19 protein-coding genes are annotated in these 18,620 nt (G+C 48.6%); 9 read left to right on the forward strand and 10 right to left on the reverse strand.

The window, feature by feature from the left end; translation table 11 throughout:
- The first annotated feature begins 40 nt into the window (after positions 1–40).
- A complete protein-coding gene (locus UF06_RS05180) occupies positions 41–577 on the forward strand; it encodes an RNA methyltransferase (protein WP_045569497.1) in 537 nt (178 codons plus the stop codon).
- A gap of 15 nt (positions 578–592) precedes the next feature.
- Here UF06_RS05180 and UF06_RS05185 read toward each other — a convergent pair whose 3' ends face one another.
- Complete coding sequence (locus tag UF06_RS05185; protein ID WP_045569498.1) at positions 593–1,099, reverse strand: hypothetical protein; 507 nt, start codon at positions 1,097–1,099, stop codon at positions 593–595.
- A gap of 348 nt (positions 1,100–1,447) precedes the next feature.
- On the opposite strand from UF06_RS05185, the gene UF06_RS05190 reads away from it, so the two are divergent.
- On the forward strand, positions 1,448–2,386 hold the full coding sequence (locus UF06_RS05190) for a LysR family transcriptional regulator (RefSeq protein ID WP_045569499.1): 939 nt from the start codon (positions 1,448–1,450) through the stop codon (positions 2,384–2,386).
- A 2-nt stretch (positions 2,387–2,388) separates the two neighbouring features.
- Here the strand turns inward: UF06_RS05190 and UF06_RS05195 are convergent, their stop codons facing one another.
- The 3 genes from UF06_RS05195 to UF06_RS05205 all read right to left on the reverse strand — a co-directional run bounded on the left by UF06_RS05195 (position 2,389) and on the right by UF06_RS05205 (position 6,680).
- Complete coding sequence (locus tag UF06_RS05195) at positions 2,389–3,846, reverse strand: glycoside hydrolase family 32 protein (protein ID WP_045569500.1); 1,458 nt, start codon at positions 3,844–3,846, stop codon at positions 2,389–2,391.
- 81 nt (positions 3,847–3,927) lie between these two features.
- The gene (gene malE / locus UF06_RS05200) at positions 3,928–5,112 is read right to left on the reverse strand and encodes a maltose/maltodextrin ABC transporter substrate-binding protein MalE (RefSeq protein WP_045569501.1); all 1,185 of its coding nucleotides are present in this window, start codon (positions 5,110–5,112) and stop codon (positions 3,928–3,930) included.
- A gap of 521 nt (positions 5,113–5,633) precedes the next feature.
- Positions 5,634–6,680 carry a GMP reductase gene (locus UF06_RS05205; RefSeq protein WP_045569502.1) on the reverse strand — a complete coding sequence of 349 codons (1,047 nt, stop codon included), beginning with the start codon at positions 6,678–6,680 and terminating at the stop codon, positions 5,634–5,636.
- 491 nt (positions 6,681–7,171) lie between these two features.
- Here UF06_RS05205 and UF06_RS05210 point away from each other — a divergent pair, with 491 nt between their 5' ends.
- Positions 7,172–7,726, forward strand: a complete 555-nt coding sequence (locus UF06_RS05210; RefSeq protein ID WP_039427167.1) for an outer membrane beta-barrel protein — start codon at positions 7,172–7,174, stop codon at positions 7,724–7,726.
- A gap of 31 nt (positions 7,727–7,757) precedes the next feature.
- Here the strand turns inward: UF06_RS05210 and UF06_RS05215 are convergent, their stop codons facing one another.
- The 6 genes from UF06_RS05215 to narQ all read right to left on the reverse strand — a co-directional run bounded on the left by UF06_RS05215 (position 7,758) and on the right by narQ (position 13,704).
- Positions 7,758–9,254, reverse strand: coding sequence for a bifunctional ADP-dependent NAD(P)H-hydrate dehydratase/NAD(P)H-hydrate epimerase (locus UF06_RS05215; protein ID WP_045569503.1), 1,497 nt, complete (start codon positions 9,252–9,254; stop codon positions 7,758–7,760).
- Between the two features lie 86 nt (positions 9,255–9,340).
- Positions 9,341–9,784 (reverse strand): PAS domain-containing protein, encoded by a 444-nt coding sequence (locus tag UF06_RS05220; protein WP_039427165.1) that lies wholly within the window; start codon positions 9,782–9,784, stop codon positions 9,341–9,343.
- A complete protein-coding gene (locus tag UF06_RS05225; RefSeq protein ID WP_045569504.1) occupies positions 9,784–10,788 on the reverse strand; it encodes a response regulator in 1,005 nt (334 codons plus the stop codon). The genes UF06_RS05220 and UF06_RS05225 overlap by 1 nt, the downstream gene beginning before the upstream one ends.
- A 249-nt stretch (positions 10,789–11,037) precedes the next feature.
- Entirely contained in the window at positions 11,038–11,283 is a 246-nt protein-coding gene (locus tag UF06_RS05230; protein WP_039445121.1) for a hypothetical protein, read from the reverse strand.
- Positions 11,284–11,359: 76 nt separating this feature from the next.
- A complete protein-coding gene (locus UF06_RS05235; RefSeq protein ID WP_039427161.1) occupies positions 11,360–11,992 on the reverse strand; it encodes a response regulator in 633 nt (210 codons plus the stop codon).
- Complete coding sequence (narQ, locus tag UF06_RS05240; RefSeq protein ID WP_045569544.1) at positions 11,989–13,704, reverse strand: nitrate/nitrite two-component system sensor histidine kinase NarQ; 1,716 nt, start codon at positions 13,702–13,704, stop codon at positions 11,989–11,991. The genes UF06_RS05235 and narQ overlap by 4 nt, the downstream gene beginning before the upstream one ends.
- A gap of 241 nt (positions 13,705–13,945) precedes the next feature.
- Between narQ and napF the strand changes: the two genes are divergently transcribed.
- The 6 genes from napF to UF06_RS23735 all read left to right on the forward strand — a co-directional run bounded on the left by napF (position 13,946) and on the right by UF06_RS23735 (position 18,533).
- The gene (napF, locus tag UF06_RS05245) at positions 13,946–14,428 is read left to right on the forward strand and encodes a ferredoxin-type protein NapF (RefSeq protein ID WP_045569505.1); all 483 of its coding nucleotides are present in this window, start codon (positions 13,946–13,948) and stop codon (positions 14,426–14,428) included.
- Between the two features lie 14 nt (positions 14,429–14,442).
- On the forward strand, positions 14,443–14,748 hold the full coding sequence (locus UF06_RS05250) for a chaperone NapD (protein WP_039427157.1): 306 nt from the start codon (positions 14,443–14,445) through the stop codon (positions 14,746–14,748).
- The gene (gene napA / locus UF06_RS05255; protein ID WP_045569506.1) at positions 14,745–17,234 is read left to right on the forward strand and encodes a periplasmic nitrate reductase subunit alpha; all 2,490 of its coding nucleotides are present in this window, start codon (positions 14,745–14,747) and stop codon (positions 17,232–17,234) included. The genes UF06_RS05250 and napA overlap by 4 nt, the downstream gene beginning before the upstream one ends.
- Before the next feature lie 73 nt (positions 17,235–17,307).
- Positions 17,308–17,781, forward strand: a complete 474-nt coding sequence (locus UF06_RS05260; protein WP_039427155.1) for a nitrate reductase cytochrome c-type subunit — start codon at positions 17,308–17,310, stop codon at positions 17,779–17,781.
- Positions 17,782–17,811: 30 nt separating this feature from the next.
- Positions 17,812–18,387 (forward strand): NapC/NirT family cytochrome c, encoded by a 576-nt coding sequence (locus UF06_RS05265; protein ID WP_045569507.1) that lies wholly within the window; start codon positions 17,812–17,814, stop codon positions 18,385–18,387.
- An 11-nt stretch (positions 18,388–18,398) separates the two neighbouring features.
- Positions 18,399–18,533, forward strand: coding sequence for a TIGR02808 family protein (locus UF06_RS23735; RefSeq protein WP_061895957.1), 135 nt, complete (start codon positions 18,399–18,401; stop codon positions 18,531–18,533).
- Positions 18,534–18,620: the final 87 nt, after the last annotated feature.

An 18,620-nucleotide genomic window follows, 5' to 3' on the forward strand; every position in this document is an offset into this window, starting at 1 on the left:
GATAGCAATACATAAGCAATACAGAAGTAGAAAGAGAGCAATGACAACTGAGCCAACGGTCATAATTGGACTGCATAATCCCAAAAGCCCCACCAATGTCGGCGCGGTAATGCGCGCGGCGGGTTGCTACAACGCCACTCAGGTGCGATACAACGGCAGCCGTTATAGCCGCGCGGCAAGATTTCAGACCGATACACAAAATAGTCATGAGCGGATTGCTTTGCTGGAGATGGACGACCTCACCGCCAGCCTCGAAAGCAATGTGGAAATCGTCTGTGTCGAACTGGTGGTCGGTGCCACTGCCCTGCCGCATTTCGCTCATCCTGAAAAAGCCATTTATCTGTTTGGCCCGGAAGATGGCTCATTGCCGCAAGAGGTGGTCGACAGAGCACATCATGTTGTTTATGTACCCACTCACGGCTGCATGAATCTCGCCGCGACCGTCAATGTGGTTATGTACGATCGCTTAGCAAAAACACTCGGCGCGATTGACGATAACGCGCAAGTCATCGCCAACCGCGATAACAAAAACCGTTTACGAGTCAAAGAAAGCGGTTATAAAGAAAGCGGTTATTAGGGTAGCTCTAATAAATCAAAGCCACGACATCTCTCTGATCCATTTTTGCATATAAGGGTAGCCTTTTTCTGAGTCCGTCATTTCCCAGGCGACCAGTAAAGGAAAACCGAACCCTTTCCCTTGTGAGAATGCATCAATTAAACTGTTGCTTCCACCTCGATAACCTTCTTCATGGAAGACGAGATTCAGCGGTAGCTCTAAATGCGTTACGGCCGCGACCGCCCATGCTGTTGCGGCCATCTCTTCCCCATGCATACGTTGCGATTCACGCCCGTTAAGCAAACCATTTTTATAGATGTCGCCATGTAGGAACTGGCGCTCTTGTGGCTCACAAACGGCAATGTGCCCGGCTTCATGCAAAATATCCCCCGCAAACGCCAATTTATCGAGATCAATCTGCAAAACGCCATGGTGTAAATGTAAACCGGGCAAAAACGTTTTTTGCTCTATCGAAGCGCGCTCAAAAGGCACACCAATTTGAGTCAAAAAGCCCATGATTTTTTCTGCTATCGCCCTATCCATCTGCCGTTCCTTTGCCTTCACGCTGTTGTATTTCTGACCATTACCTTCGCGTATGCGTGGCGATTTTTCAATTCGACAGCGGTGTTGTCGTCAGATTTAGCCGGACATATCTCGTTTTTAGTTGCCTTTTGGGCCAATTAATCTAGTTAGGCTAACGAGCCTTGCCAAGTTTGCAAGACTCTAAATAGTTGCATTTTTATCACCCATAATCACCGTTGGGGAATCGATGCAATATTACTTAATGTTGATGCCTCTATGTAGACCTTATTAGATAGTGCGTGCTATCGATAGAAATGCTATTTTTTGCATCTATTATGTAAAAACAGACATCAAAACATAGCGAAAATCATGGACAGAATTTGGCGTCAATATTTGGAAGTGGCTTCTTGTAAAAATGTTAGCCACGCTGCAAAAAAACTCTGCATCAGCCAGCCTACACTGACCCACAATATGAAGAAGTTGGAAGCCGAGCTTGATATTGTCCTGTTTAACCGTTCATCAAAAGGTATCACATTGACAGAGAGTGGCGAGTTACTGCTTGAGCAGACTCGGATCATGCAGCGCCTTTATGACAACACTCTGAGTAAACTGGCTCATGTTAACAAACGTCAGGAACGAGAACTGAAAGTTGGTACCGGCCATGCCTGGTGGCATCTTTTCCTTAGAGAGGCCGTAAAAGATTACCGTCAAAAACACCCTGGAGCTAATATTACGATTGATGTGGGAAACCATTTACCACAAATGGACTTGCTACTAAGTGGTGATATCGACTTGTTCATTGGTCACGAAATTACCGGATTAAGCAGAAAGGCAGAAGTGAAGTTTCTCCCGTTGCGTATAACCGAAAACAGCGTATTTGTTCGCAAAGAGCATCCACTGACGTACAAAAAAAATTGCACTCTTCAAGATCTCGTCGAATTCCCTACACTGGAAGTAAAACCAAGCGAAGATCGGTATCAACATCTGATAGAAGATCCTCAAGAGATCAAACTGTACCGCTCCATACATCAACTGACCGAAAAAATAATCTATGCCAGTAATTCACTCAGTGTCAGTATGGACCTAGTCAAAGACAGCAATGCCTTGCTGCCTTTTCCTGAAGTCATGGCGGACTATTTTTCTGATTTTGGATTAGTTCCATTACCATTGAACGAAACGTACTCAAAGGCATCCTTCGGTATCTACTTACTTAGAGAATCCAGTGAAGATAACCATATATGTGAGCTCGTGGCACTGATAAATCATTATATAGATGGAAAATTTGGTTATCTTAAAGCGGCAAACTAATTCTACGTTACTCGCTGAAAGCGACTTTCCGCCACTGAAACCGAGCCTTTAGTACAAGCCAATCTTGGTGATAACGGCTCCGGGCAGAACACGAGGTTAGTGAAAGAATACAACCCATCTAACAACTGCATTTCACTGGAACAGGCATCAGATACATGGAGTAAATCCACAAGTTCACGAGCCGGCAGTTTTAGTTCACTCTCATAAGCGAAATGAATCTCGTACTTATTGCTTCCGTTCTGATCAAGAACATTTCGTTTGGTCGTCACGGTTAAACCGGACTCACTGCGGGAAAATGTATAGCAGATTGCGTCATTGCCGAGAGGGTAATATTCAATATCACTACCGACACTAAGTGACAACGAGAACCTTGTGATACCTACTTGAAAATCACTTGATAGCTGTAAAGTATTACCTTCACTTAATAAGACATTACTCTCAAGATCCGAAGGTTGTGCATCTAGCCACTGATGAGGGAGCTTACTAACCAAGCGTAGTCTACCCTCTATGTTCGTTAACTCTAGTTCTCTCGGGACACTCATCGCTCCTCGCCAATGGGAGGTAGGGATGCTATCTGCATATAAATTATTGCTCATCCAAGCGATAGCGATACGTCGACCATCCGCAACATCAGACCAACTTTGTGCTGCATAGAAATCACGGCCATGATCCAACCACAGCACACTTTCATCTGAGTTTTCATTCACAAATTGATACCCATCGAAGGCACCTACAAAATACTGAGTACCAGTTCCGCCCGTCGGTCCGCAATGCTGCACACCGGCAACCAATACCCAATATGTTTTATTCTCAAATGTAAGCGGAAAAAGATCAGGACATTCCAGTGCACTCTCGTCATGAGCTCCAGCAGTAGCACCAAATACGCTGGATTTCTTCCAATTTTGCATGTCTAGTGAGCGGTAAATTCCAATATCCTGTCCTTCTGAAACAACCATAATCCATGCCTCTGACTCATCATGGCGGAACACCTTGGGATCACGAAAATCAAGTAACCCAGGATTCTCTAATACAAGGCTGCTTTCCTCCTTGATCCAACTTTTGCCACCGTCACGGCTGACGGCAACATGTTGGCTCTGAATCCAAGCTGAGCCGTCTTTGGGCTGAAAATTTGCCGTATAAAATGCAACTACACCTGGGTGAGTATTCTGCTTATCAAAAAAGCCACTTGAATTTTTCCAGTCAATAACAGCGCTACCGGAAAAACAAGCACCAAACCTATCCGGTTTAAGCGCGACTGGCATATGAATCCAGTTTAAAAGATCTTTAGATACTGCATGTCCCCAGTGCATGGGCCCCCATACAGTGTCAAAAGGGTGATACTGATAAAAGAGATGATATTCGTCATTAATACAAACTAGGCCATTGGGGTCATTCAACCAGCCAAAAGGCGGTGTAAAGTGAAACTTAGGGCGATAACTATCGCTGGTTAGAGGTCTCATCGAGGTATCCTTAAACCAATAAGAATTGGCCCGCAAAGAAAATTGCGGGCTAAAGCGAGTGGATAAGTGAAATAACGTTGATTATTTGGTCATTTGTTTTTTGGCATCTTCAAGAGCCGCGTCTACAGTTTGACGGCCATCAACAATATTAACAATGGCACTCTTAACCGCACCCCAGAACCCATTCATTTCTGGTATATTGGGCATAATTTCACCATTGATAGCATTATCCATTGTCGCAGCTATACGTGGATCTTGTTCAAGTTCTTGCTGAAAAGACTTTAGTGCTACTGCCCCCAAAGCGGAATCGTTATTAACCGTTCGTAAACCTTCTTTGGTTAGCAGGTAGTTCTCCAAAAATTCGATCGCCAGATCTCGATTGGGAGAGGCAGTGCTAATACCTGCAGCCAACACACCTACAAAAGGTTTTGAATCTTGACCATTGAACTTCAGCAACGTGGTTACACCGTAGTTTACGCCTGATTTGTCCATATTGGTCCAAGACCAAGGACCGTTGATCGTCATAGCAACACGCCCCTGATTAAATTCAGCTTCTGATACGGAGTAATCCATATCGGCGGAGATGACTCCTTTGCTTACCAAACTTTTCACCAGTGACATTGCGTTTTTTGACCCCGAATTCGCTACACCAGCATCCTTGACGTCATAACCAAAAGCAGTTTTCTTAAAGGCATAACCACCATTTGCAGCCATCAAAGGCCAAGTGAAATACGGCTCTTTCAAATTCCACATAATGGCTTTCTTGCCATCCTTTTGCAGTTCTTTATCTAGAGCTTCAATTTCTTCCCAGTTCTTTGGAGGATTAGGAAGTAGGTCCTTGTTATAGATAAGAGATAACGATTCAATTGCGATTGGATAGCCGACAATCTTACCTTTGTAGTCCACTGCATCCCACGCAAAATCTACGATACCCTCTTTAGTGGCTTTTGAAGGCTTTATTTCGACTAGAAGGCCAGCTTCAGCATATCCACCAAACCGATCGTGGGCAAACAGCATGATATCTGGACCATCTCCTAATGCTGCGGTTTGAGGAAATATATCTTGCAGAGAACCAGGATGAGCAACTGTCACCGGAATACCCGTATCTGCCTCAAAGCGTTTACCGACCTCAGCCATTCCCTTATAGCCTTTATCACCACTCATCCAGATTGTTAACTGCCCCTCTTGAATCGCTGCAAAAGAGTTCATTGGACTGATTGCTACAAAAGTACTTAGTGCAATCATGCTTAGGTTCATCTTCTTCATCATTGGATTCCATTTCACGTATATTATCGGTTTGCAAAAATTCGGTTAAGACCACTGTTTATTGTATGTTAAATAGCCAACCTTGATTTCCCACCCATAATATGAAATCTACTCAAGGGGATGAAATGCATATTTCCTAGCACTTCCATAGAAAAATTCTATATCAAACCTAAATTAGGTGATCGTTGGCAAGGTATTCTTATTTAAATGGCAGGAGTTCAATCTAAAAAGCGTGAATTGTTTATCAAAATGTAGGCCTGCTAGCAGCGCATGGGCAGGAAGGGAAGTGATTGCCAGCAGTTCCTTGAAGGAAAGTTAAAGCTCACTCTCACCGTCGAAAAGCCATCTCAAACATAGGCACTGGGGCTCCTTATCTTTGAGGTAGAAGTTATCTACCAGCTTCGGTGATAAGTTCCGAAAAATAGTAAAAGCTTGTCTCTGTCGCCACTTACCCTTTTTGACGTAAAAAAGAGCCGCAAAAAGCGGCCCTTAATTGTGCATTATTTTTTCGATGTGTTGGCTTACTTCTCTTTACCAAACACATTGTTCTCTTGCTCAAGAACTCGGATGAAAGTGGTGCGTTTGGTAAGCTCGCGAAGCTCTGCTGCGCCTACGTAGGTACAGGTTGAACGCACGCCACCAAGGATGTCTTGAATGGTGCCGTGGACACTGCCGCGGTATGGCAATAGTACGGTTTTTCCTTCCGCAGCGCGGTAGCCCGCAACGCCGCCGGAGTGCTTGTCCATCGCGCTCTTTGAAGACATGCCGTAGAACTTCATGTAGCTTTCGCCATCTTTCACCACTAACTCACCGCCTGATTCCTCATGGCCAGCGAGCATGCCGCCTAACATCACGAAATCTGCGCCGCCGCCGAAGGCTTTCGCGACATCGCCAGCACATGCGCAGCCACCGTCACCGACAATGCGGCCACCAAGGCCGTGCGCGGCATCGGCACACTCAATGATGGCAGAAAGCTGTGGATAGCCAACGCCCGTTTTCACGCGAGTGGTACATACTGAACCTGGGCCGATACCCACTTTAACGATGTCTGCGCCAGCAAGGATCAGCTCTTCGCACATATCGCCAGTGACAACGTTACCTGCTGAGATCACTTTGTCTGGGAATGCGGCACGCACTTGCTGAACGTACTCCACCAAATGCTCAGAGTAGCCGTTAGCGATATCGATGCAGATGAAAATCAGCTCGTCAGAAAGCGCCATCACATCTTTGGTTTTTTGAAAATCCGCTTCTGATGTGCCGGTTGAAACCATCACTTTGTTGAGCGTTTCACGGTTCGCCCCTTTGACGAAATCGGCCCAATCTTGCACGGTATAGTGTTTATGAACGGCGGTCATGACACCATGTTCAGCCAAGGCTTTCGCCATTTCGAAGCTACCCACCGAGTCCATATTGGCGGCAATCACAGGTACACCAGACCATTGACGACCACTATGTTTGAATGTAAACTCGCGGGTTAAATTTACTTGAGAACGGCTTTTCAGGGTAGAACGTTTCGGGCGAAACAGGACATCTTTAAAACCTAACTTAAGTTCTTGTTCGATACGCATTGTGTAATTCCTTGATTCATAACTGTATGTGTCATCGCAGAGTGCGTAGTAACCAAGTTGGCAGACGAGGTTACTGTTTTTCGGACACAAAAAAACCGGAGCGTTGGCAGACGCTCCGGTTTTCAGCATTATAGGTTGTGATTTTTTTTCGACAAGTCTGATTTTTCACTTTTTTTTGTGCTACCATTGCCGAGTTTTCATACCTTAAACACCCTCAGTTTTCTTTCTTCCATTTTTCCTTTTTTATTTCAGTACGTTATCATCAAACACCTGAGCAATCGCTTGCGCAATCCTTTCCCCGCTATTTCTAATCACTTGATGGTTTTTGTCAAAGTGCGCAGTAAGTCGACGCGGCTTCGATGTGCGTAACAAACTTCTCTCCGAGAAAAAATAGGCAATTTATAGGAAAAAAGGACTGATTCTTGCTAAGTATTATTTAACGTACCTATTTTTTGCCACTCGGCAAACGGACAACGAAGGCTGTGTTGAATATGAAAAAGATGACTCTTGTAACGCTGGCATTGCTGGCTACCCTACCGACAGCGATGGCGCACGCCAAAGGACAACGAGGTGCTCTGTATACCAATGTCGGAGCGACCATGGTCACCAACAACTCAAATGATGAACTCGCTTACTTTATTCAAGCCGGTTACAACCACCAACTAACCGACTTTCTCTCGGCCGATCTGAGCTACAAAAAAGTTGAAACCTTGAACAAAAGTGTCTCGGCGACTTCTAACGATTTCGCGCAAACATACAACTCTTACGGCCTTGGCCTGCGCGTTGACCAACACCTCGGCATTTTGAGCGTGTATGGAAAAGCAGGGGCGAGCTACATTGAGTCAGAGCTGACGACGTGGGATGCAACCAATTCGGTGGAGAAAGTGGATAAGGACAGCAGTGTCAAGCCTTATGCCAGCGCCGGGGTCAGTTTGGCGTCGCCGTTTGACCAGCGCTTGACGCTGGATGCGGCGGTCACATACCAAATGCTACCAAACGATGAGCATGCGACCTCGATCAGCGCGGGCGTTAACTTCTCGTTCTAATGTTATACCTTGTTGCCTGATCGCCGATTGATCAGGCTTTTCCATTCAGTAAGCGGCGAATTTCATCCGGCAAATCGGAAGCGAGCAGCCCTATTTCACCGTGGCGCTGCGCGCAAAGATCGGCAGCGCAGCTATGCAGCAACACCCCAAGCCTAGCCGCCGACAGCAGTGGTAACTTCTGCGCCAGCAATGCGCCAATCACTCCAGCTAGCACATCCCCCATGCCGCCACTGGCCATGCCGGGATTGCCTGCATCACACACGTAGGTTTTATTGCCATCACAAATCAGAGTCCCTGCCCCTTTCAACACCGCTACGCCGCCATATTGCGCTTGCAGCACTTGAACAGCAGCAAAACGATCCGCCTCGATTTCCGCGACACTGCAACCAAGTAAACGCGCCGCTTCGCCGGGATGGGGCGTAATGACGCGCAGATCATTGTGATCCGGGTGCCTTGCCAGCCAGTTGAGCCCGTCTGCATCCAGTACACACGGTCCATGGAACGCTTTTATCGACAACCAAAGACTCTTCGCCCACTCATCCAACCCCAATCCAGGCCCTGCGACCAACACATCAGCCCAACCGATGCGCTTTTCCAACTCCGCCGAGTTTTGCATCCAAGCGGCGGTCATGACTTCAGGGCAACTCACTTGCAGCGGCAAAGCGGATTCAGGGTGCGTCAACGCCACCAACAAGCCAGCGCCACTTCTTGCCGCCGCACCGGCAGCAAGGCGAATGGCCCCCGCCATACTGCGATTTCCGCCCATCAAAAGCAGTTTGCCATGATCGCCTTTGTGCGCAACGGGCGAGCGTTTTGGCAGCCAATCCGCCAAGCTGTTTTTGTCCATCGCCTCAATGTACGTCTTCACCTGCCGAGCAAAGTGATCAGCGACCTCTAATCCAGCAAAATGGAGCTTGCCGCGGCATGCTCTCGCTTGCCCGGTCATGAGGCCTTGCTTGATACCAATAAATGTGATGGTGTGTGCTGCGTGCACCGCTGCGCCAAGTATTTGCCCGCTATCGGCACACAAGCCCGACGGAATATCAATGGACAACACAGGTTTACCACTGTGATTGAGCATGTCGATCAGTGTCACCAGCTCACCGCGAACCAAGCCGCTTAACCCCGTACCAAGCAGCGCATCCACCACCACATCACATTGATTCAACAAAAGTGGTAACGCTTTTTCACTCATGATGGTTCCGCCGCCGCGCTGACATGCCAGCATCGCCTCACGCGCATCGCCTTGCAATCGTTCCGGCTCGCCAACTTGGACTAAATGCACCACCATTCCGTGCTCTTTCGCCAAACGAGCCACTACATAGCCGTCACCACCGTTGTTGCCTTTGCCGCACACCACGCACAGCTCACGCAATGATGGGTACTGTTCCATCATCAGGGCAAAGGCCGCCGCTCCCGCGCGTTCCATCAACTGATATAAGCTGACGCCCTGCGCTTTGGCGACCACAACTTCTCCCTCTCTCACTTGACGAGCTTGATAAAGGCATTGAGTGTTTTGTGATGGCATACCATCGCTCTCCCGAATCCGTGACTGGTGATGAAGTAAAAAGCCAAGGAGTTCCTTGGCTTTTGCTGGCATTTGACGATTTTTTACTACGAGTTCTGCTGCTGGGCCATGATCGCCTCGGCAGTCGCATCCTGAATCGATAGAAAGAGCGATTTCACTTGGCCCGTAGGGGTGCGCATTGGATTGAGCGTCACGTTCTGATACATGAAGTCGGCCTGCTGGGTAACAGGGCGCACGTTGCGACAACGGAACAAATAGGGGCGCTGACGCCAAGTGATAAAACTGCGACAGCCTAAGTTATACACTGGCTTCGTTTTCAGCCTAAACCACTCTTGTGGGATCTCAGGAAACAGCTCAAAAATCGATTTGCCAATCGCATCATGCGCTTGCTTGCCACTGTGGTGGGTCATAAAACCGTTCCATACCTGCACATTGTACTCGGTATCCAGCACAATCAAGCCCATGTCGACATTTTGTACCATATCCACCATCCAGTGGAATTGTTCAAACTCTGCAGGAAGATTAAGCATTAAAAGTCCTCCATCAGGTACGCGAGTTTATTGTCTAAAAGCGGTAAAGACTCATCAACGAACATAAACAGCAGATCGCAACGTATGCTTGTGCCTTCGATGGTGTAGCTCACTTCAAAAGTCATGGTTTTGGTAAAAGAACCTGTGGTATTTTCGATAACGGAATCAATCGAAATATGTTGCCCTAACAACACCGGTGAGCTTTGGAAAAAACGCACTTCCGCCTGCTGGCCAAGGCCGTTGAGAAAGGAACCAACCAGAATGTTAGAGACATCCATCAGCAGTTCCAACTCCTCTAGCTCTTCACTGTCGGCGGGCACCTTCATCAGTTTTTTCAGGTCGGCCACACTGGAATCACTGAGCAGAACCAGCGCTTCACCAGCAATCCCTTCACCGCTAAACCCTTGGCACACTCCAGAAACGTTGGCGCTTTCTGCTAAATCTCTTAGTGCCATGTGCAGTTCACTGAGCTCAAAAATATTCACATTGGGCAGCGGCAAATGGACAAACACGTCAAAATGTCGCGCCAGTGCATCGGCTGCACGACCAATCGAAACGTTCGCCACTTCCATGTAGATATCTCTTCGACGCAGAATGGGCAGTTCCAGCGTTTTCGGCGTGATCACTTGCGGCACTGAGTCTGGCTCAACCAACTCTCTCAGCGTCGCTTTAAGTTCGTCTGGCGCAATCGGCTTTTGAATAAACGCTTTCGCCCCGAGGGCAAACACCCTCTCTTTCGCTTTGGGCTGGATATCACCGGAAACAACAATCACCGGGGTGTCATCACCTCGGCTGCGCATGGCTTCAAGCGTTTCAAATCCATCGAGCTCTGGCATGGTGAGATCGAGGAACATAAACTTAAATTTTTGCTTGCCCAACTCCTCTAGCGCATTGAGTCCATGCACTGCAAAGGTTATGTCGGCATTAAGTGAAGCAGGCAGTGAGCGTGCCATCTGCTTTCTTGCAAGCGCTGAATCATCACAGATGAGAACAGGAAAAGACATTCAACCACCCTTTTTAATAATTATTGCCTGTCTTTAAGTGTAACAGACAACTCAAGAATTACGTGTGGAACTGACGTGATTGTAGTTATTGTTCGGTTTTAAGTATGAACCGAATTGGCAAGAATACGAAATTAGATCCGGCGTGAAAATGAATTTATATGAAGGCGATAACAAAAATGTTTTAAATAAGAATTAGTTACATACCGAGATGTATCAAAACAGGCAAAACCCGCTCAAAAGCGGGTGAAGTTAAAGCGTGTAAACGGGAAAGATGACCATTAAACCAATGCGCATCACTACCGCAAACAGACACAATCCAATGCCAAGACGGTACCATTTATATTCACTCACCGACATCGGAATGCGTTTGTAAAACATGGTCACTACGCCTCGCCAATCTTGGCTGCGCTTGCCATATTGGATGATGCCAGTCAGCACAAACAGTATCCCCACCAACAAAAAGCCTTTTTCGGCCCAGAATAAACCGACTTCCATGTTATCCCTCTTCTACCATTGCGCTGTTTTATTTATAGTAGCGGCAAGCAAGCGACAGATCTGTTGGACTTAAGTCTTATCTCACCTCACCGTAGCGCTCTAGATAGAGAATAGTCGCGGCAGTGCGAGAAGGCACATTGAGTTTTTTCAGCAAACTTTTCATGTGCACTTTGACGGTCGATTCAGAAATAAAGAGACGATCGGCGATCTGCTTATTACGAAATCCTTGCGCCACCTCTTGCAAAATTTGCGTCTCTCGGTCGGTGAGATCGTCAAACGCATCGTGGTTATCGTGACGAGCCTGTAAGTAGCGAGCCACCGCTTGACTATACGCTTTATCGCCTAGTCGAGCCTGTTTAAGCAGTTCGACTAACTCATCCGGTTCGGTGTCTTTCAACAGATAACCGTCAGCGCCCGCTTTCACAATCGCTTCAATATCGGCCGGGCTGTCGGAAACGGTGAGAATAACGATCCTCGCTTCACAGCCGTCAGCGCGCAGAGCTTTTAGGGTATCTAAGCCCGACATGCCTTTCATATTGAGATCAAGCAGAATCAAGTCCAGCTCGGTTTCGTGCGCTTTGGCAACGGCGTCGGCTCCAGTTCCAACTTCGGCAATCACCGCAAATTCATCTTCGAAACTCAGTAACTGGCTGATGCCACGACGCATCAATGGGTGGTCATCGACCAACATTACTTTGCACACTGTCACGCTTTTTCTTCCTTCATTCTCTGATACTTCAATACTACCTTACAACCTTGCCCCACTGCTGCGCTCACAGTCAAATCCCCATTAAGTCGTGCAGCACGCTCTTGCATAATCGACATGCCGTAATGGTTGAGCTTGCTGTTGTTGGGATCAAATCCCGCTCCATCATCGGTAACCGACACCGTGACCCAATTGTTCGCTTCTTTACACTCAATATGAATCGTGCTCGCGTGGGCATGCTTGATGGCATTAAGCGTCGCCTCCCGAATGAGTTGCAACAAATGCACTTGCTGATGCGCATCCAGCTCAACCGAGAGCAGTTCATTGTCTAACGTAAGTTCAGCCTCCGTCTGTTCGCCCAACTGTTCGACCATTTGCTGCAGCGCCTGACCAAAGGTTCCCTCTTTAATCGCAAGACGAAAGGTGGTGAGCAACTCACGCAGTTGGGTATAAGCGGCATTTAACCCCGTATCCAGTTCGGCGATGACTAAGTTGGTTTTCTCGACCTGTGCATCCACGCTGATCTTACTGATACAGCGTTTCAGTAAGGAAACCTGAATTTTCAGATAAGAGAGCGATTGTGCCAATGAATCATGCAGTTCCCGAGCGATAGTGGCCCGTTCTTCCATCAACAACAGTTGCTCTGCCTGTCGCTGGGCATGATTGTAATAAACCGCCCGCGAGAGGATCTGCACAAAGTTGTCGATCAGCGCTTGGTCCGGGCAAGGAAGCCCCGCACACCAGTGCAAATAGCCAAGATGCTGACCATCCAAGGTGAGCGCTTTTTTGTTACAGCGGTTGGAACACACTTTGCCTTCCTGTAACACAAGGCTACGTTCGCCCACCTCAACAATTTCGAGTTTAGCGGCGACAATGCCTTCGATGCTGACAAAATGTCGCAAAATGGCGTGAAAATTTTCCTGACTGATACGGGATGCCGTCAGTTCTTGCGAGGATTGGTACAACACCTGCAACGATTGATTGGCATGTTGCAAACGGTGTGTTTTCTCATTCACCGCCTTTTCCAAACCGTGATAGAGCTTACCGAGCTCCGCCGCCATAGTGTTAAAAGTGCGGGTTAAAATGCCCATTTCGTTATCACTGGAGACGTTCAAGGCCACATCGAAGGAACGAGATTGAATTTGCTTGCTCGCCACCACCAGTGCATTGAGCGGATGAACCACTTCACGGCGCACAAAATGGACCACAAATACGCTTACCAGCAAGATTCCACCAAGCCCCATACCACCGATCCAAGCCAGTTTGATCAGCTTTTGTTCAGAAAAGTGCTGCAATTTAAAAACAAACGCGTCGATTTGCCCGACAAACCCAGCCACCAATAGCAAATAGCGTTCGCGCTCCTCGCTTTGCAGCACAGATTTCAATTCATGCCAGCGCATGATCAAACGGTAATAATCGTCGGTGATGTCTTGAGGGACAGTCCAGTTCTGCAAAGCTTTCATCGACGGGGAATAGATGGAACGCTCAAACAGAAAGATGTGCGAGGCGTAGTCAGCCGCATTCGTTTGGATGTCATGTGCCAATCGGTAACTTTGCATGCGCATCGAGCCCGCAACGTTAACCGCTTCGGCGTCATTGAGGCTCGATGCCAAAGTCACGATAGCAAAGCCCGTGGTGACAACAGACAGCAGCAAAATCAACCCCATCGCCTTGGCAATCGTTCTAGTGACTGACTTCTTCACTTGTTTTTTCAACACAACCTCTGATCTGATTTTGCCATTTGTGCCCTCAGCGGGAGCACAATATGAGCCGGAAGAGTGAGGAATTTATTGATCCAAAACAAGCCTCACCCGCAATTACCCCCTAAGAGGTATTTATACAAATATGTCAAAAACTACAATTTGTGTACGGTTAAATGACAATTTATGAACAAAACCGTGACGTTGACTAACGATATGCATCATTGACGATTGTTGAACAGCCATAAGGTGAACCGTGACCGATCTTTCCCGCCGTCGTTTTTTTACCCGACACACCGCCAATCAAGAGGCGGTTGCTCTGCCTTGGTTGGCAAATCGGCAGCGCTTTAGCGATGAGTGTACTCGTTGCGGGAAATGTGTTTCGGCCTGTGAAACAGACATCATAGTGATAGGCGATGGCGGTTTTCCGCGTGTCGATTTCACCCAAGGCGAATGCACGTTTTGCTATCAATGTGCGGCTGTGTGCCCTGAAGCCTTGTTTGTCAGCCAAGAAAATCCACCTTGGTCAGCCAAAGCCAGCATTGATGAGGCTTGTCTGACCAAGCGCAATATTGAATGTCGTAGCTGCGCGGAGGCGTGCGAACCTCAGGCGATCCGTTTTTCTCTACAGATCGGCAAAGTCGCACAAGCGCAATTGAATCTGGATGAATGTAACGGCTGCGGCGCTTGCGTCTACATCTGCCCGGCATCATCCATCCATGTGAGCACAACGAATTAGAACGAGAGCAAATTATGGCGCTAAACGAAGTGCACATCTCAAGCTTAGTGGTCCATGTCGTCGCCGACTCTCTTGCTGTCGTCAAAGCGCAGATTGAGGCGATGGACAACACCGAGATTTATGGAGACAGCCCAGAAGGAAAAATTGTCGTGGTACTTGAAACCGTCAATCAAGGTTTCATTACCGATACGATCGAAGCCATCAGCCACTTACCAAACGTTCTCAGCACCGTTCTGGTTTATCACCAGATTGAATCCTTGACGGATGACAAGGACGAAGACACTGGAACTCAACAATCCCAACTCGAGGGTGAAGTATGAAAATGACAAGACGCGCGTTTGTAAAAGCAAACGCAGCAGCCTCAGCCGCGGCAGTCGCCGGAATTACCCTGCCCGCATCGGCAGCCAATCTGATCGCCAGCTCTGATCAAACCGCTATCACTTGGGACAAAGCGCCATGTCGTTTCTGTGGCACGGGTTGTTCTGTTTTGATCGGCACACAAAACGGCAAAGTCGTCGCGACACAGGGCGATCCTGAAGCGCCGGTGAACAAAGGCTTGAACTGCATCAAGGGCTACTTCCTCTCGAAAATCATGTACGGGCAAGATCGTCTCACACAACCTTTACTGCGCATGAAAGATGGCAAATTTGCCAAAGATGGCGATTTCACGCCCGTTTCTTGGGATATGGCGTTTGATGTCATGGCGGAGAAGTGGAAAGCGTCGCTGGCGAAAAAGGGCCCCACCAGCGTTGGGATGTTTGGATCGGGCCAGTGGACCGTGATGGAAGGCTACGCCGCCGTGAAAATGATGAAAGCGGGTTTTCGCTCCAATAACATCGACCCGAACGCGCGCCACTGTATGGCTTCGGCAGTGGTCGGCTTTATGCGCACGTTTGGCATGGATGAGCCGATGGGCTGCTATGATGACTTTGAGCACGCTGACGCCTTTGTGCTTTGGGGCTCGAACATGGCCGAGATGCACCCTGTGCTTTGGACTCGCATCACCGACCGTCGTCTCAGCCATCCGCACGTCAAAGTGAACGTGCTGTCAACTTATTACCACCGTTCTTTTGAGCTGGCGGATACCGGTTGTATCTTTAAACCGCAGACCGATTTAGTTATTGCCAACTACATTGCCAACTACATCATTCAAAACGACGCCATTAACTGGGATTTCGTTAACAAACACACTCACTTTAAACAAGCCACTACCGATATTGGTTATGGCCTGCGTGATGACCATCCGCTACAGAAAAAAGCCAAACACGCCAATTCAGGCGATATGCAGTCGATCAATTTTGAGCAGTACAAAGCGTCCGTTGCACCGTATACACTGGAAAAATCCGCCGAGATGTCTGGGGTTCCCGCAGAGAAGCTGCTTCTTTTAGCTAAGCAGTACGCAGACCCAAATACCAAAGTGATGTCGCTTTGGACTATGGGTATGAACCAACATACGCGTGGCGTGTGGATGCAAAGCTTAGTGTATAACCTGCACTTACTGACCGGCAAAATCGCCACTCCGGGCAACAGCCCATTCTCACTGACCGGTCAACCGTCGGCGTGTGGCACCGCGCGCGAAGTCGGCACCTTCGCTCACCGCTTGCCTGCCGATATGGTGGTCGCCAATCCAAAACACCGCGCCATCGCGGAGAAAATCTGGAAACTGCCTGAAGGCACTATTCCACCTAAACCGGGCTTCCATGCGGTATTGCAAGATCGCATGCTGAACGACGGCGTACTCAATTGCTACTGGGTGCAATGTAACAACAACATGCAAGCTGGCCCAAATATCAATGGTGAACGTTTACCGGGCTATCGTAATCCTGAAAACTTCATCGTGGTGTCCGATCCCTACCCAACCGCAACAGCGCAAGCGGCGGATCTGATCCTGCCAACCGCTATGTGGATCGAAAAAGAGGGCGCTTACGGTAACGCTGAGCGTCGTACCCAAGTTTGGTATCAACAAGTCAAAAGCGTTGGTCAGGCTAAATCGGACTCTTGGCAGGTGATGGAGTTCTCCAAACGCTTCAAGATGGAAGAAGTATGGCCAGAAGAGCTTTTGGCTAAGATGCCTCAATACCGTGGCAAAACCATGTATGAGGTGCTGTTTACCAACGGTCAGGTTGACCAATATCCGCTTTCTGAAGCGCGCGAACTCAATGACGATGCGCACCACTTTGGTTTCTACGTACAAAAAGGGCTGTTTGAGGAGTACGCCAGCTTTGGTCGCGGCCATGGCCACGATTTAGCGCCGTACGATGTGTATCACCAAGTGCGTGGCCTGCGTTGGCCAGTAGTCGACGGTAAAGAGACCAAGTGGCGTTACAAAGAAGGCAGCGATCCTTACGCGAAGAAAGGCTCAGGTTGGGATTTCTACGGAAAACCGGATGGTAAGGCGCTGATCATTTCTGCCCCTTACGAAGCGCCACCTGAATCACCGGATGCGGAATTCGACATGTGGCTATGTACTGGCCGTGTGCTGGAACACTGGCATACCGGAACCATGACTCGCCGTGTACCTGAACTGTATAAAGCGGTGCCTGATGCGCTCTGTTACATCCATCCCGATGATGCCAAAGCGCGTGGATTACGCCGTGGTGATGAAGTGCTGATCGCCAATAAGCGCGGGGAAGTACGCGCTCGCGTTGAGACACGTGGACGCAACCGCCCGCCACAAGGCTTGGTGTTCGTACCGTTCTTTGATGCTCGCATTCTGATCAACAAGTTGATCTTAGATGCCACTGACCCACTGTCGAAACAAACCGACTTTAAGAAGTGTCCGGTCAAGATCACTAAGGTCGCGTAGCAGGAACCGAATGCACAGGCTGCCTACAAGGGCAGCCTGACAAAGAATTTAGCCATTAGGCGGAGATGAAACGATGAAAAAATTAGTCATGACGCTGTTTTCCATCAGCGCACTTTCTTTAGTTGCCCTGCTCAGCAGTGTTGCGCAAGCCGAGTTAGAAAACCCGGGGGGCACGGGCGGTCTTGAGTCCCTTCGTGGCAACACACCTTTAGAGGATACTCGCCCTGCTGATGTGATGAAAAAATACCCGCGTGAGCAAGTGTTAGAGAGTGATTACGTTTATCAGCCACCCTTGATCCCTCATAACATTCGCAGCTATGAAGTGTCACTCAATGCCAACAAGTGCCTTGCATGCCACAGCTGGAAAAATGCCAAAGAGATGGGCGCAACCAAGATCAGCGTGACCCACTATATGAACCGTGAAGATGCGGTGCTGGCCGATGTGTCGCCGCGTCGCTACTTCTGCCTTCAGTGCCACGTGCCTCAGGCGAGCGCTAAACCGCTGGTCGAGAATGAATTTGAACGCGTTGACTCACTGCGTAAGTAGTAGCCAATTATTGAAACGAAGAGGCTATCTATGAAAATATTGAAAGCGTTTTGGAAGCGACTAAGCACGCCGAGCAAAGCGGCCGCTGGTGTGCTGCTGTTTATGGGATTTGCTGGCGGTCTGCTGTTTTGGGGCGCATTTAACACTGGGATGGAAGCGACCAACAGCGAAGCGTTCTGCTCGGGTTGCCACGCCCCGATTGTGGCGGAAATCCAAGAAACCATTCACTACTCGAACCGCTCTGGGGTGCGTGCGATCTGCTCTGATTGCCACGTACCGCACGAGTGGACAGACAAAATCGTGCGCAAAGTACAGGCGTCCAAAGAGCTGTTCGCCCACTTCATGGGCAATATTGATACACCGGAGAAATTCCAAGCACGTCGCGCGCATCTGGCTGAGCGTGAATGGGCGCGGCTGAAAGGGAATGATTCGTTAGAGTGTCGCAACTGCCACCAGTTTGAGTTCATGGACTTCTCCGAACAGAGCGAACGCAGTGCCAGCCAACACTCCACCGCGCTGGCTTCGGGTGAAAAAACCTGTGTCGATTGTCACAAAGGCATTGCCCACAAACTGCCTGATATGCACGGCGTTGACGGCTGGCAATAAGGAGAACAAGCATGAGTACATTAGAATCGGTTATTTGGCATGTTCTCGGCTACAGTGCCATGCCCGTAATTATTTTAGCTGGCTTTGCTGGCGTGGCCGCCATTTCACTATGGCTGCTGTCACTTAGCAAAGACAAAGAGCTCTGAGCTCGTCTCGACCTAGCTCTGTTTCGAAAACAAAACACCAAACGATCGCTCGTTTGGTGTTTTTGTGCAGAGAGCTCAAAGTGGCTC

It is taken from the genome of Vibrio sp. S234-5 (assembly GCF_000960595.1).
Classification (GTDB): domain Bacteria; phylum Pseudomonadota; class Gammaproteobacteria; order Enterobacterales; family Vibrionaceae; genus Vibrio.

Bases quoted from the DNA above. Each gene is read 5' to 3' on its own strand.
- UF06_RS23735 (WP_061895957.1), top strand. From the start codon at position 18,399: ATGAGTACATTAGAATCGGTTATTTGGCATGTTCTCGGCTACAGTGCC.
- UF06_RS05205 (WP_045569502.1), bottom strand. From the start codon at position 6,680: ATGCGTATCGAACAAGAACTTAAGTTAGGTTTTAAAGATGTCCTGTTT.
- UF06_RS05195 (WP_045569500.1), bottom strand. From the start codon at position 3,846: ATGAGACCTCTAACCAGCGATAGTTATCGCCCTAAGTTTCACTTTACA.
- UF06_RS05180 (WP_045569497.1), top strand. From the start codon at position 41: ATGACAACTGAGCCAACGGTCATAATTGGACTGCATAATCCCAAAAGC.
- UF06_RS05190 (WP_045569499.1), top strand. From the start codon at position 1,448: ATGGACAGAATTTGGCGTCAATATTTGGAAGTGGCTTCTTGTAAAAAT.
- UF06_RS05250 (WP_039427157.1), top strand. From the start codon at position 14,443: ATGGCGCTAAACGAAGTGCACATCTCAAGCTTAGTGGTCCATGTCGTC.
- UF06_RS05220 (WP_039427165.1), bottom strand. From the start codon at position 9,784: ATGCTTAATCTTCCTGCAGAGTTTGAACAATTCCACTGGATGGTGGAT.
- UF06_RS05225 (WP_045569504.1), bottom strand. From the start codon at position 10,788: ATGTCTTTTCCTGTTCTCATCTGTGATGATTCAGCGCTTGCAAGAAAG.
- napA (WP_045569506.1), top strand. From the start codon at position 14,745: ATGAAAATGACAAGACGCGCGTTTGTAAAAGCAAACGCAGCAGCCTCA.
- UF06_RS05185 (WP_045569498.1), bottom strand. From the start codon at position 1,099: ATGGATAGGGCGATAGCAGAAAAAATCATGGGCTTTTTGACTCAAATT.
- UF06_RS05230 (WP_039445121.1), bottom strand. From the start codon at position 11,283: ATGGAAGTCGGTTTATTCTGGGCCGAAAAAGGCTTTTTGTTGGTGGGG.
- malE (WP_045569501.1), bottom strand. From the start codon at position 5,112: ATGAAGAAGATGAACCTAAGCATGATTGCACTAAGTACTTTTGTAGCA.
- UF06_RS05215 (WP_045569503.1), bottom strand. From the start codon at position 9,254: ATGCCATCACAAAACACTCAATGCCTTTATCAAGCTCGTCAAGTGAGA.
- UF06_RS05260 (WP_039427155.1), top strand. From the start codon at position 17,308: ATGAAAAAATTAGTCATGACGCTGTTTTCCATCAGCGCACTTTCTTTA.
- UF06_RS05210 (WP_039427167.1), top strand. From the start codon at position 7,172: ATGAAAAAGATGACTCTTGTAACGCTGGCATTGCTGGCTACCCTACCG.
- UF06_RS05265 (WP_045569507.1), top strand. From the start codon at position 17,812: ATGAAAATATTGAAAGCGTTTTGGAAGCGACTAAGCACGCCGAGCAAA.